Origin of the sequence: Homoserinimonas aerilata (assembly GCF_006716125.1) — a bacterium.
In the GTDB taxonomy this organism is placed as follows: domain Bacteria; phylum Actinomycetota; class Actinomycetes; order Actinomycetales; family Microbacteriaceae; genus Homoserinimonas; species Homoserinimonas aerilata.
This window is the reverse complement of record NZ_VFOM01000001.1, coordinates 1,466,652-1,480,911: the sequence shown is the minus strand read 5'-3', so window position 1 is coordinate 1,480,911 and position 14,260 is coordinate 1,466,652. Positions and strand designations below refer to the sequence as shown.

Here is a 14,260-nt window from a genome sequence, read left to right as displayed (position 1 = left end):
TCGTGGGCGGAACTATCGAGGGGACCGAGTGGAAGACCAAGCACCAGGAGCCGAGTCGGGTGATCTGAACCAGGCTCCGGCCGGTGGCGAGTTGCGGCGTGATCGTCGCGCACTGAGGGAGTCGGCCCGCAGGTCGGGTTCGCTTTTCGGGCGCTCGAGGGATCGCGGAGCCGCAGCGTCTGAGTCCGGTCAGGATTCCGGCGCTCAGGAGCCGACCGCTCAGCAGCCTGCTGCCCCCGAGCCGGCCACTCAGCAGCCGCCTGTCTTCTCGCAGCCGTTCGCTGCGCCGGTTGCTCCCGGTTCGGCGTTCCCAGAGCCTTCGCTGCCGACCGTCCCTCCGGCAGCTCCTGCGGTTCCGCCGGATTCCGCTCCGACCCTCTCGTCTCTGTTCGAGCCGTCGCCGTTCGAGCCTCCTGTTGTTGACGAACCTTTTGCCGAGCCGCGGCAGCCTGATCGTTTCCGTTCGGCGACGGAGGAGTTCGCGGACTTCGGCCTCGATTTCGCTGAGGCGTCCGAGCCTCCGCCCGCGGCGCCCCCCACGGAGGTTCCGCCCGCTCCGCCCGCTTCCGCCGGGTTCTTCCCGCCTCCGCCCGCGGTTCCTGAAGCTGCAGCGTTCACTGCTCGGCCCGCTCCGCATCCGGATTCTGCATTCCCTGAGACGGCGGCGTTCACCGAGCAGGAGTCGGCTTCGTCAGGTCAGACTTTCGATGAGCCCATCGCCGCTCCGGGCCCGGCGTTCTTCTCTGAGCCGACGACTGAGGCTGGGGCGGTCCCTCGTCCGCAGACCTCGTTGCCGGAGGTCTCCGATCTGGGGGAGGCTCCCGCGCCTGACCGCGCAGCCCCCGACTGGTCGGCTCTCGGTCGGGTCACTCCTGAGAACCCATTCGATGATCGCGACTACGTCGTTCCGGCCGATGAGTCTGGTTCTCCGCTCGGGTCGGCGCCGCTTCCTCCGGGGTTGCAGCCGGATGCGCTGGGTCGGTTCTCTTCACAGGAGGGCGCGGGTGCGCGCTCGCATCCTCGGCTCGGTGTGATCCGTCCGGAGTTGCCGACGCCGGAACCCGGCCTCGCGGTGCTCGACACGGTGGCGCTGGTCGCTGCCGTGCTGCTACCCCCGATCGGTGTCGTGCTCGGTTTCGTCGCTTCGGCGAGGGGGCGGATATATCGGGGCTGGGCTTCGGGCATCGCCCGCGCGGCGATCGCGGTCGGTGTGGTGATGACGCTGGTCTTCGCGGTCGCAGGTGCGTTCCTCTGGGCTGAGGAGCAGAAGCGTGCGGATGAGCGTGCCGCGGCTGCCGAGGTTGCGGCCGCCCACGATTCGGTCGTTCAGGCGAGTGCTGAGTTCTGTGCGGGCCTGGCGGGGTATCCGTCGATCTTCGCGGAGGGTGACCCCGACTTCGGGTGGCCTTCGCTCGAGGACCCGAACGGTTATCTCCCGGCGATAGCCAACTACAGCGCTGTCTGGCAGGGCTTGGTTCCGGTGGCCCCTGAGGGCATATCCGCCCAGGTTCAGTCGTTCAGCACCCGTGTCGACGGCATCGTGGGCTTGGCCCAGAGTCTGCAGACGGCGAACCGCAGCGGGGATGTCCTCGGGGTGCACAGCTCCGATGACATCACGTCGATCGCGGCCTATGTCGGCGACTACTGCGAGTAGCCCTGACGTACTCCGATGCAGGCTCTAAATCGGGGTTCTGCTCAGGACACGCCCGGGATGACAAGTCGTTTTGCCTCGGAGGGCCTCGTGTCCGTAGAGTACTGATTCGTCACCCCGTGAGGGCGGGCCGGCCAAGTGCCGGAAGCCCCGAAGGGGTGGCGGATCTGGGTGAAAGCCCGTCTCAGACGATGACCGTCACGCAGGAGCTCGCTCTTGCAGTGCGACGCGTTCGAGATTAGGATGAAAGACCCACTCTCAGTTCGGTGTATTCCGAGTGAATCGGAGCAATCCGAGGGTGTTGTTCTGCGTCCAACTGACGTTGTGGATCTGGCTGAAGCCGGTTCGCGAAGATGTCGAGTTGGTTTGACAGGCTCACTGAAAGTGGTAGGGTAGAGAAGTTGCCCCGAAGGCCGAATCGCAAGATGAGGCGCGGGAGCGTCCGATCCTTGAGAACTCAACAGCGTGCACTATGTCAAATGCCAAAAACCTCGGCATCGAATCTTTTGGTTTGATGTGGAGATTCCTTTGGAAAAACATTTAAACAACAAAGCAAGTCAGTAATGATTTGTTCTTGTCAGTTTCAAACTTGTGTCTTGTCTGCCTATTTCCGGTGGTGGGACACACTAGATGTGCCGTTCGGCTTAGGTCGTTCGTGCTATCAAACATTTACGGAGAGTTTGATCCTGGCTCAGGATGAACGCTGGCGGCGTGCTTAACACATGCAAGTCGAACGATGAAGGCTGGAGCTTGCTCTGGCTGGATTAGTGGCGAACGGGTGAGTAACACGTGAGTAACCTGCCCCAGACTCTGGGATAAGCACTGGAAACGGTGTCTAATACCGGATACGATCCTCGGCCGCATGGTCAGGGGGTGGAAAGAATTTCGGTCTGGGATGGACTCGCGGCCTATCAGGTAGTTGGTGAGGTAACGGCTCACCAAGCCGACGACGGGTAGCCGGCCTGAGAGGGTGACCGGCCACACTGGGACTGAGACACGGCCCAGACTCCTACGGGAGGCAGCAGTGGGGAATATTGCACAATGGGCGCAAGCCTGATGCAGCAACGCCGCGTGAGGGACGACGGCCTTCGGGTTGTAAACCTCTTTTAGTAGGGAAGAAGCGAAAGTGACGGTACCTGCAGAAAAAGCACCGGCTAACTACGTGCCAGCAGCCGCGGTAATACGTAGGGTGCAAGCGTTATCCGGAATTATTGGGCGTAAAGAGCTCGTAGGCGGTTTGTCGCGTCTGCTGTGAAATCTGGGGGCTCAACCCCCAGCCTGCAGTGGGTACGGGCAGACTAGAGTGCGGTAGGGGAGATTGGAATTCCTGGTGTAGCGGTGGAATGCGCAGATATCAGGAGGAACACCGATGGCGAAGGCAGATCTCTGGGCCGTAACTGACGCTGAGGAGCGAAAGCATGGGTAGCGAACAGGATTAGATACCCTGGTAGTCCATGCCGTAAACGTTGGGAACTAGATGTAGGGTCCATTCCACGGATTCTGTGTCGCAGCTAACGCATTAAGTTCCCCGCCTGGGGAGTACGGCCGCAAGGCTAAAACTCAAAGGAATTGACGGGGGCCCGCACAAGCGGCGGAGCATGCGGATTAATTCGATGCAACGCGAAGAACCTTACCAAGGCTTGACATATACGAGAACGGGCCAGAAATGGTCAACTCTTTGGACACTCGTAAACAGGTGGTGCATGGTTGTCGTCAGCTCGTGTCGTGAGATGTTGGGTTAAGTCCCGCAACGAGCGCAACCCTCGTTCTATGTTGCCAGCACGTAATGGTGGGAACTCATAGGAGACTGCCGGGGTCAACTCGGAGGAAGGTGGGGATGACGTCAAATCATCATGCCCCTTATGTCTTGGGCTTCACGCATGCTACAATGGCCGGTACAAAGGGCAGCGATACCGTAAGGTGGAGCGAATCCCAAAAAGCCGGTCTCAGTTCGGATTGAGGTCTGCAACTCGACCTCATGAAGTCGGAGTCGCTAGTAATCGCAGATCAGCAACGCTGCGGTGAATACGTTCCCGGGCCTTGTACACACCGCCCGTCAAGTCATGAAAGTCGGTAACACCCGAAGCCAGTGGCCCAACCGTAAGGGGGGAGCTGTCGAAGGTGGGATCGGTAATTAGGACTAAGTCGTAACAAGGTAGCCGTACCGGAAGGTGCGGCTGGATCACCTCCTTTCTAAGGAGCATGTGCAGCTCGGATCTGTATACAGTCCGATTACAGCTGCCAAGTCATTTCGGAGACACATGTTCTCCGGTGACGCTCATGGGTGGAACATTGACATGGTGACCAGATCGAAGGCTCTGGGTTTAGTACGTCGGCACTTGTGTCGGAAGGAACGATTCGGGGTGTGAGGGCTGGTCTGTTGCACGCTGTTGGGTCCTGAGGGACCGGATCGGTCGGGGAAGGGTTACCTTTTCTGGTCGTATCGAACTCCTCTGGACCTCTGTCGGACTGGCGTTTTTGCCAGGATGAGGGGGTACCGCCCGTATTTTGAGAACTACACAGTGGACGCGAGCATCTTAGACAGTGCGTCATGGATTCCAGACTTGTTCTGGGAGAGATGATGTGGTGTCTATTCAAAGATCAGCAATTTATTTTGCTGGTTCTTTGTGCAAATTTTGTCATCAAGTTTTTAAGTGCAAACGGTGAATGCCTTGGCTTCTGGAGCCGAAGAAGGACGTAGAAATCTGCGATAAGCCTCGGGGAGCTGATAATCGAGCTGTGATCCGAGGATTTCCGAATGGGGAAACCCCGCCAGGCGTAGCAATACGACCTGGTGACTCCCGCCTGAATATATAGGGCGGGTAGAGGGAACGTGGGGAAGTGAAACATCTCAGTACCCACAGGAAGAGAAAACAACAGTGATTCCGTGAGTAGTGGCGAGCGAAATCGGAAGAGGCCAAACCGATCATGTGTGATAGCCGGCAGGCGTTGCATGGTCGGGGTTGCGGGACTTTTCAGCAGTGACTGCCGTTGCTGCAGCGTTACAGAGGAATATAGACGAACAGGTTTGAAAGCCTGGCCATAGCGGGTGCCAGCCCCGTAGTCGAAATGTTTTGTTCTGACGCGAGAAGTATCCCAAGTATCACGGGGCCCGAGAAATCCCGTGTGAATCTGCCAGGACCACCTGGTAAGCCTAAATACTCCCAGAAGACCGATAGCGGACAAGTACCGTGAGGGAAAGGTGAAAAGTACCCCGGGAGGGGAGTGAAATAGTACCTGAAACCGTTTGCATACAAACCGTTGGAGCCTCCTTTGTAGGGGTGACAGCGTGCCTTTTGAAGAATGAGCCTGCGAGTTAGCGATATGTGGCGAGGTTAACCCGAGTGGGGAAGCCGTAGCGAAAGCGAGTCTGAATAGGGCGATTCAGTCGCATGTCCTAGACCCGAAGCGAAGTGATCTATCCATGGCCAGGTTGAAGCGCGTGTAAGAGCGCGTGGAGGACCGAACCCACTTCAGTTGAAAATGGAGGGGATGAGCTGTGGATAGGGGTGAAAGGCCAATCAAACTTCGTGATAGCTGGTTCTCTCCGAAATGCATTTAGGTGCAGCGTTGCGTGTTTCTTGCCGGAGGTAGAGCTACTGGATGGCCGATGGGCCCTACAAGGTTACTGACGTCAGCCAAACTCCGAATGCCGGTAAGTGAGAGCGCAGCAGTGAGACGGTGGGGGATAAGCTTCATCGTCGAGAGGGAAACAACCCAGACTACCAACTAAGGTCCCCAAGCGTGTGCTAAGTGGAAAAGGATGTGGAGTTGCAGAGACAACCAGGAGGTTGGCTTAGAAGCAGCCACCCTTGAAAGAGTGCGTAATAGCTCACTGGTCAAGTGATTCCGCGCCGACAATGTAACGGGGCTCAAGCACACCACCGAAGTTGTAGATTTCGTATATTAGGTAAGCCTTCGTGGTTCAGCCGTACGGAGTGGTAGGAGAGCGTCGTGTGGGCAGTGAAGCGGCGGTGTAAACCAGCCGTGGAGCCTACACGAGTGAGAATGCAGGCATGAGTAGCGAAAGACGGGTGAGAAACCCGTCCTCCGAAAGAACAAGGGTTCCAGGGCCAGGTTAATCCGCCCTGGGTAAGTCGGGACCTAAGGCGAGGCCGACAGGCGTAGTCGATGGACAACGGGTTGATATTCCCGTACTGACGAAGAACCGCCCGAGCTAATCCAGTAGTGCTAAGAGTCCTAACCCGTATCCAGTTGATCCCTTCGGGGTGAGACGGTGCGGTCTAACGCTCGACCCCGTTCTGGTGCGGCTAGCGTATTAACAGGTGTGACGCAGGAAGGTAGCTGAGCCGGGCGATGGTTGTCCCGGTCTAAGGATGTAGGCCGAGAGATAGGCAAATCCGTCTCTCATATAAGGCTGAGACCCGATGGGTAGCCCGTAGGGGCGAAATCAGTGATCCTATGCTGCCAAGAAAAGCATCGACGCGAGGTTCTAGTCACCCGTACCCCAAACCGACTCAGGTGTTCAGGTAGAGAATACTAAGGAGATCGAGAGAATCGTGGTTAAGGAACTCGGCAAAATGCCCCCGTAACTTCGGGAGAAGGGGGGCCTGAGGCGTGAACGGATTTACTCCGGGAGCGCTGTAGGGCCGCAGAGACCAGTGGGAAGCGACTGTTTACTAAAAACACAGGTCCGTGCCAAGTCGCAAGACGATGTATACGGACTGACGCCTGCCCGGTGCTGGAAGGTTAAGAGGAACGGTTAGCACGCAAGTGCGAAGCTGAGAATTTAAGCCCCAGTAAACGGCGGTGGTAACTATAACCATCCTAAGGTAGCGAAATTCCTTGTCGGGTAAGTTCCGACCTGCACGAATGGCGTAACGACTTCCCAGCTGTCTCAACCGCGAACTCGGCGAAATTGCACTACGAGTAAAGATGCTCGTTACGCGCAGAAGGACGGAAAGACCCCGTGACCTTTACTACAGCTTGGTATTGGTGTTCGGTGTGGCTTGTGTAGGATAGGTGGGAGACTGTGAAGCTGGCACGCTAGTGTTGGTGGAGTCATTGTTGAAATACCACTCTGGTCATATTGGATATCTAACTACGAACCGTGATCCGGTTCTGGGACAGTGCCTGGTGGGTAGTTTAACTGGGGCGGTTGCCTCCTAAAAAGTAACGGAGGCGCCCAAAGGTTCCCTCAACCTGGTTGGCAATCAGGTGTCGAGTGTAAGTGCACAAGGGAGCTTGACTGTGAGACTGACAAGTCGAGCAGGGACGAAAGTCGGGACTAGTGATCCGGCAGTGGCTTGTGGAAGCGCTGTCGCTCAACGGATAAAAGGTACCTCGGGGATAACAGGCTGATCTTGCCCAAGAGTCCATATCGACGGCATGGTTTGGCACCTCGATGTCGGCTCGTCGCATCCTGGGGCTGGAGTAGGTCCCAAGGGTTGGGCTGTTCGCCCATTAAAGCGGTACGCGAGCTGGGTTTAGAACGTCGTGAGACAGTTCGGTCCCTATCCTCTGCGCGCGCAGGAAATTTGAGAAGATCTATCCCTAGTACGAGAGGACCGGGATGGACGAACCTCTGGTGTGTCAGTTGTTCCGCCAGGAGCACCGCTGATTAGCTACGTTCGGAATGGATAACCGCTGAAAGCATCTAAGCGGGAAGCCAGCTTCAAGATGAGATTTCCATGACTTAGGTCGAGAGGCTCCCAGCTAGACTACTGGGTTGATAGGCGGGATGTGGAAGTGCGGACTAACGACGCATGGAGCTGACCCGTACTAATAAGCCGATAACTTGATAACACCTTATTCCTTTTGGAATACGAACGATTTGCGTTGCTTGCGTCCACTTTGTGGTTCCCGATTTACGGTCGGGAACTGCGTCCAGCTAACACCTGGTCGACCCCATGTTGTGGGGGAGGCGGGTGGATTCTGGCCACAGATTCGATACATAAATCAATAGTGTTTCGGCGGCCATAGCGAGAGGGAAACGCCCGGTTACATTCCGAACCCGGAAGCTAAGACTCTCTGCGCCGATGGTACTGCAGGGGGGACCCTGTGGGAGAGTAGGACACCGCCGGACTCCTTTTGTTGATGGCCACCCTGGGTAACCCCAGGGTGGCCATCACACTTTAACGAGCAGAAACACGCACACAACTACACACGGCAGCCGGAGGCGACGGCCACAACCGGCATCGCAGGCGGTCCATCGGCGCTGCAGCCGGCCATACCGCAGGACATCAGGGAGCAATCGTGAGCGAGCAGTCAGACCAGGACGTGCGTCCGGAAGACAAGCAACCAAACGACGGACGGGCATCCGAACCATCACGCAACGACCCCGACGCCGAACGCCGCCCCAGAAGCAACGGCCGCGACGGTGACGCGCCCGACGCACGGAGCTCGAAGCCGCGGCACGGCGAAGGCGGATCCGCCGCCGGCCGCGACCGCAACGGAAGCAGCCACGGAGGCGGAGCCCGCGAGCGAGGCGACCACGCGCGCGGCGACTACGTCTCCGGCCCGCGCGGATACGGTGCCGGAGCATCCGGTGGCGACCGCGGCGCAAGCCGCCCCGCAAGAAGCGGCGACGCCCGCGACGGGGGAGCACCTCGACGCCCCGGAGCATCCGGCAGCGACCGCCCGCGTCGCGGTGACGACAAGCGCGGCACAGAACGTCGCAGCTTCGACGCGCGAGGCACCGACCGGCGCGACAGTGGCCCGCGCGGAAACGACCGCGGCAGCAACGACCGTCGCAGCAACGACCGTGGGGGAAACGACCGTCGCAGTAATGATCGCGGCGGCGTTGAGCACAGGATGACCGAGGCCGAACTGGAGCAGTACGCACTGCGGTCCGTGCGGAACCGGCACGACGACCCGATCGTCCCCGACGACGTGAAGCCGGGCGACCTCGACCGGGTTGCCCGTGCTCAGCTCAAGACGCTCGCCAAGGAGAACGCCGAAGCGGTTGCACTGCACATGGTCATGGCGGCCCGACTCATCGAAAGCGACCCCGAACTCGCGCACCGGCACGCGACATCCGCCGCCCGTCGCGCCGGACGCATCGCAGTCGTCCGCGAGACCCTCGCCATCACGGCCTACGCGGTCGGCGACTTCGCGCTCACGCTGCGCGAGCTGCGCACCTACCGCCGCATCTCCGGGCGCAACGACCAGCTGCCCATGATGGTCGACTCCGAGCGCGGCCTCGGACGCCCGGACCGCGCACTCGAACTCGGACGTTCCGTGCCGCGCAGCGAGCTCCCCGTCGACGTACAGGTCGAGCTGGCCATTGCCATGTCCGGCGCGCGACTCGACCTGGGACAGCTCGACGCCGCACTCGGCGAGCTCGAGATCCCGCAGCTCGACCCCGATCGCGCATTCTCGTGGAGCCCGGCGCTGTTCTCCGCCTACGCGACCGTGCTCGAAGACCTGGGGCGCGCATCCGAGGCCGAAGAATGGAACGCCAGGGCCGACCGCGCAGCGGACGCCCTCGACGGCACCACAGCAGACAGTGAGGACGATGACATTGTTGAGGTTTTCGAAGAGGAACTCGAAGACGAAGCCGGCGACGCAGCAGGTGACGAGCCAGCAGCAGACGACGGCTCTGGCTCCGACCAGCCCGACGCCTGACGCGGCGCCTGAGGCGACGCAGGAGCTGCCCCCGCTGCACGGCGTCGGGCTCATCCTCGCCGACCTCGACGGCGTGGTCTACAAGGGTGCGAACGCCATCCCGCACGCCGTCGACAGCCTGAACCGCGCGGATGCCCGGGTCGGCTACATCACCAACAACGCCTCGCGCACCGCAGTCTCGGTCGCCGAGCACCTCTCCGGGCTGGGCCTGCAGGCGCGGGAAGACGATGTGGTGACGTCGTCCCAGGCGGCTGTGCGGTTGCTGCGCGGGCTCGTCGACGAGGGCTCCGAGATCCTCGTCGTCGGCGGTGAGGGGCTCATCGTCGAGGTTGAGCGCGCGGGCTTCTCCGCGGTCTTCCGGTCGACCGCCGACACCGCTGCCGTCATCCAGGGCTTCGCCCCGCAGGTCGGCTGGGAGATGCTCGCCGAGGCGGCATTCTCCCTGCAGGGGGAGCACGCCGAGCGGCCCTGGGTCGCGACCAACAACGACTGGACGATCCCCGTCGCCCGTGGCATCGCGCCCGGCAACGGCACCCTCGTCTCCGCCGTGCACACCGCCGTCGGGCGCCTCCCCGTCGTGGCGGGCAAACCCGAGGTGGCGATCTTCGAATCGGCGATCGAACGCTTCGGGTCGGGCGACACGCTGTTCATCGGCGACCGCCTCGACACCGACATCCTGGGGGCGAACAGGGCGGGCATCCGTTCAGCGCATGTTCTCACCGGAGTCGACGGTGCCAAACAGCTGCTCGCGGCCGACAAGACGATGCGGCCCACGTTCATCCTCGGCGACCTGCGCGGGCTGTTCGAGTCGTACCCGGCCGTGCGCCACGGTCAGGACGGGCTTGTGGAGGTCGGTGATGCGGCCGTCAGCATGCGGGGCAACCGCGTCGAGCTGGTGCGACCCGGGGCCGAGACCGACGGTGTGCGCCTCGACCTGGTGAGGGCCGCGTCTGCCGCGATCTGGGCATCCGGGCTCGCCATCTACGGCATCGACGTGAACGAAGCGCTGCTCGACGAGTTGGGCATTGCCCGCCCGTGAGACTGTGCGCGGAGAGCGGTGCCGCGCCCAGAACCGGAAGCCGGATGTGGTGGAATGGTCGGCATGAGTGAACAGGATGCCGGGGGCCGGGCCGCAGAGGACCTGCCTGCGGAGGAGCAGGACCGCGCCGCCAACGACAGCTCCGACGACGGACTGCTCTCACGCCTGCGGGTGATCGAGGATCAGCCGCTCGAGCGTCGCGCGGAAGCGTTCTCCCAGCTCCACGACGAGCTGCAGTCACAGCTCGAAGCGGCCGACCCGTCGAGCCAGCGTGGTTGACGGAGAAGCCCCAGAGACAGAGACGGGCCAGGCTGGCACCCAACGCCTCGACGCCGCGCTCGCAGCTCGCGGCCTCGCCCGCTCGCGCACGCACGCGGCACGGCTGATCGCCGACGGACTCGTGACCGTTGATGGTGCGCAATCGGTGAAATCGTCGACGAGGGTCGGTGCCGACAGTGTGATCGTGGTCGCCGAGAACGACCACTACGTGAGCAGGGCGGCGCACAAACTCGTGGCGGCGCTCGACGGCTTCGGAGTCGCCGTCGAAGGGCGGGCCGCGCTCGACGTGGGCGCATCGACGGGAGGCTTCACGCAGGTGCTGCTGGAACGCGGGGCCGCCTCGGTTGTGGCCCTCGATGTCGGCCATGACCAGCTCGTCGACTCCATCGCATCCGATGCCCGCGTCACCGTGATCGAAGGCTTCAACGCGCGCGACATGACCCCCGAGACGCTCGCGGCGGCGGCCGGCCGCACGGTGCATGCCGATCTCGTCGTCGCCGATCTGTCGTTCATCTCGCTGACCATGGTGCTGCCGGCGATCGCGTCGACGGTCGGCACGGACGCCGACTTCGTGGTGCTGGTGAAACCGCAGTTCGAGGTGGGACGCACAGGAATCCGCGAGGGCATCGTGCACGATGCGGCGCTGCGGGCGGATGCCGTCGCCGGAGTCATGTGGGCAGCCTGGGACCTCGGCCTGCCCACGGCCGGTGTCATCTCCTCACCAATCCTCGGCGGCGCCGGGAATCACGAGTATCTGCTGTGGTTGAGCACCACGGCCGGTGGCAATCCGACAGAATGGTTGGACAGGGTCTCGGCGCTGTGCCGTTAGCGGCATGTCAGCCGCGGGCCCACCCGGCAGGACCTCGCCCCATCATCCTGTTCTTCACAGATCCGAAGGAGCCGCTCGAGTGATTTCCTCTTCCGACGCCGCGCAGCGATTCATCCTCGTGGTGTCGCACACGGGGCGCGAGGAATCGCTGGCCGCGGCCGCGACCGTGTGCCGCAAGCTCCTCGCCGAGGGCATCATTCCTGTCGCGGCCCTCGACGAGCACGGCGACATCCTCCGACATGATCCCGATCTCGGCGACTTGGATATGCCCGGCGGTGGGCGAACAGGCCTGTGCGTATTGGGTGGCGACGACGGCATCGACATCGGCGAACTCGAACTGGCGATCGTTCTCGGCGGCGACGGCACGATCCTGCGCGCTGCAGAACTGACGCGCGGATCATCCGCCCCCATCCTCGGCGTCAACCTCGGGCATGTGGGCTTCCTCGCCGAGAGCGAGCGCGACGGTCTCGACGAGACGGTGCGCAGGGCGGTGAGCCGCGACTACCTGGTCGAGGAGCGTATGACGCTCGACGTGCGGGTGAAGGTCGGCGGCGAGATCGTGTACGAGACCTGGGCTCTGAACGAGGCGACCGTCGAGAAGGCGAGCCGTGAGCGGATGCTCGAGGTCATCGTCGAGGTCGACAAGCGCCCGCTCTCATCATTCGGATGCGATGGCATCGTGATGTCGACGCCGACGGGGTCGACCGCCTACTCCTTCTCGGGCGGCGGGCCGATCGTCTGGCCGGAGCTCGACGCGATGCTGCTGGTGCCGCTGAGCGCGCATGCGCTGTTCGCGCGCCCGCTCGTGGTCGGCCCCGACTCGGTGTTCGCCGTGGAGGTGCTCGACCGCACGCAGGGCACGGGCGTGCTCTGGTGCGATGGGCGCCGCACCTGGGATCTGCCCCCGGGAGCGCGCGTCGTGGTGCGCCGCTCGACTGTTCCGGTCCGCCTTGCGCGGCTGCACCAGGGGCCGTTCACCGACCGGCTGGTGGGCAAGTTCAAGCTGCCCGTGACCGGATGGCGAGGGCCCGAGGAAAGCGACGCCGGAAAGGCAATGCAGCAGTGATCGAAGAGATCTCCATCCGCAACCTCGGGGTGATCGGTGAAGCGAGGTTGCCTCTCGGCGCCGGCTTCACCGCGGTCACCGGCGAGACGGGCGCGGGCAAGACCATGGTCGTGACGGCTCTGGGGTTGCTGTTGGGAGTCCGCTCCGACAGCGCCGTCGTGCGGCTGGGAAGCCAGGGCGCAGACGTGGAGGGGCACTGGATCGTGCCCGAGCGCGGCCCGGTGGCCGAGAGGGTGCGCGAGGCCGGCGGTGAGCTCGACCCCGTCGGCACGAAGGATCGCGACGGAGAAGACGAGGCGCAACTCATCCTGGGCCGCACGATCTCGCCCGAGGGGCGCAGTCGCGCCGTCGTTGGTGGGCGCTCCGCCCCAGTCGGGGTGCTCGGCGAGCTGGGGGAGAGGCTCGTGGTGGTGCACGGCCAGTCCGACCAGCTCCGCCTGCGCTCCGCAGCGGCGCAGCGCGAGGCTCTGGACCGCTTTGCCGGCGCCGGGTTCGCCGCGCTGCTGGGCGACTATCAGGCCGTCTACCGGCGCTGGCAGAAGGATCAGGGCGAACTCGATGTGCTCGTCGCCGAACGCGACAGGCGTGCGCAGGAGGCCGAAGAGCTGCGATCGTCGATGGATGAGATCGAGCGGGTCGCGCCCCAGCCCGGCGAGGATGTCGAACTCGACGAGCGCATCGCGCGGCTCACCAATCTCGAAGATCTGCGTCTCGCGGCGGCGGCCGCCCATGAGGCGATCTCGCACGAGCTGTCGTCAGGCGAGGTCGGCGATGCCCCGGATGCCGTCACCCTGCTCGACGCAGCCCGCCGGCAGTTGGAGCGAGTCGTAGCCCACGACGCGGCGCTCGCCCCGATCGTGGAGGCCGTGGAATCGGCATCCTTCGCCGTCGCCGACGTCGCGACCCAACTCGCCGGCTATCTGGGAGGCCTGGACGCCGAGGGCGCGGCCGAGCTCGAACAGCTGCAGCAGAGGCGGGCGGAGCTCTCAGCGCTCGTGCGCAGATACGGGCCGGGACTCGACGATGTGATCGAGTACCTCGACTCCGGCAGCGGGCGCCTGTTCGAACTCGACAACGACGGCGATCGCATCGTCGCGCTGGGGGAGTCGGTGGAGGCCGACCGGGTCACCGTGACAGAACTCGCGGCGCAGCTGCACGAAGGACGGAGCCGCGCTGCAGAGAAGCTCGGTGCCGCATTGAGTGAGGAACTCGCAGCCCTCGCGATGCCGGATGCCCGGCTCGTCGTCGAGGTCGGTGAACGTGCCGAGTTCGGCATGAGCGGTCGGGACCAGGTGTCGATCCTGCTGCAACCGCATCCGGGATCCGAGCCCAGGCCGCTCGGCAAGGGCGCATCCGGGGGCGAGCTGTCGCGTGTCATGCTCGCCATCGAGGTGGTGCTGGCCGGCAGCGACCCGGTGCCCACCTTCATCTTCGACGAGGTCGATGCGGGCGTCGGCGGGGCATCCGCCATCGAGATCGGGCGCAGGCTCGCGCGGCTGGCGGAGACGTCGCAGGTCATCGTCGTCACACATCTCGCCCAGGTCGCCGCTTTCGCGAGCAACCACCTCAGCGTGGTCAAGGACAGCGACGGCGAGGTCACGGCGAGCAGCGTGCGTCAGCTCGACGGTGAGGAGCGCACGGCCGAGATGGCCAGGCTGCTCTCGGGCCTTCCCGACTCGGAGAGCGGCCTCGCCCACGCGCGTGAACTGCTCGAGCTCGCCGCAGCGGGGTAGCGTTCGGAATCCGCGCGAGCGATTTGCGCGGCGACCGTCGGGAATATCCGGTGACGGTGATACGCTGTAAACCCGT

General features: G+C 63.0%; 7 protein-coding genes and 3 rRNA genes. All 10 read left to right on the top strand.

Annotated elements, in window-relative coordinates; genetic code table 11:
- The first annotated feature begins 28 nt into the window (after positions 1 to 28).
- The 10 genes from FB562_RS07000 (at position 29) to recN (ending at position 14,184) form a co-directional block, all read left to right on the top strand.
- The gene (locus FB562_RS07000) at positions 29 to 1,654 is read left to right on the top strand and encodes a DUF4190 domain-containing protein (protein WP_141880449.1); all 1,626 of its coding nucleotides are present in this window, start codon (positions 29 to 31) and stop codon (positions 1,652 to 1,654) included.
- 665 nt (positions 1,655 to 2,319) lie between these two features.
- Positions 2,320 to 3,844 (top strand): 16S ribosomal RNA (locus FB562_RS06995).
- A gap of 447 nt (positions 3,845 to 4,291) precedes the next feature.
- Positions 4,292 to 7,417 (top strand): 23S ribosomal RNA (locus FB562_RS06990).
- Positions 7,418 to 7,580: 163 nt separating this feature from the next.
- A 5S ribosomal RNA gene (rrf, locus tag FB562_RS06985) occupies positions 7,581 to 7,697 on the top strand.
- The 16S, 23S and 5S rRNA genes sit together here, the layout of an rRNA operon.
- Before the next feature lie 170 nt (positions 7,698 to 7,867).
- Entirely contained in the window at positions 7,868 to 9,238 is a 1,371-nt protein-coding gene (locus FB562_RS13795) for a primosomal protein (protein WP_246081374.1), read from the top strand.
- Positions 9,186 to 10,277: an HAD-IIA family hydrolase gene (locus FB562_RS06975; protein WP_425459817.1), complete on the top strand. Its 1,092-nt coding sequence runs from the start codon at positions 9,186 to 9,188 to the stop codon at positions 10,275 to 10,277. Before FB562_RS13795 ends, FB562_RS06975 begins: the two co-directional genes overlap by 53 nt.
- A gap of 63 nt (positions 10,278 to 10,340) precedes the next feature.
- Positions 10,341 to 10,556 (top strand): hypothetical protein, encoded by a 216-nt coding sequence (locus FB562_RS06970; protein WP_141880447.1) that lies wholly within the window; start codon positions 10,341 to 10,343, stop codon positions 10,554 to 10,556.
- Positions 10,549 to 11,385 carry a TlyA family RNA methyltransferase gene (locus FB562_RS06965; protein WP_141880446.1) on the top strand — a complete coding sequence of 279 codons (837 nt, stop codon included), beginning with the start codon at positions 10,549 to 10,551 and terminating at the stop codon, positions 11,383 to 11,385. Before FB562_RS06970 ends, FB562_RS06965 begins: the two co-directional genes overlap by 8 nt.
- A 79-nt stretch (positions 11,386 to 11,464) precedes the next feature.
- Positions 11,465 to 12,451 (top strand): NAD kinase, encoded by a 987-nt coding sequence (locus tag FB562_RS06960; protein WP_246081373.1) that lies wholly within the window; start codon positions 11,465 to 11,467, stop codon positions 12,449 to 12,451.
- Positions 12,448 to 14,184, top strand: coding sequence for a DNA repair protein RecN (recN, locus tag FB562_RS06955; protein ID WP_141880444.1), 1,737 nt, complete (start codon positions 12,448 to 12,450; stop codon positions 14,182 to 14,184). The genes FB562_RS06960 and recN overlap by 4 nt, the downstream gene beginning before the upstream one ends.
- Positions 14,185 to 14,260: the final 76 nt, after the last annotated feature.

Bases quoted from the DNA above. Each gene is read 5' to 3' on its own strand.
- FB562_RS06970 (WP_141880447.1), top strand. From the start codon at position 10,341: ATGAGTGAACAGGATGCCGGGGGCCGGGCCGCAGAGGACCTGCCTGCG.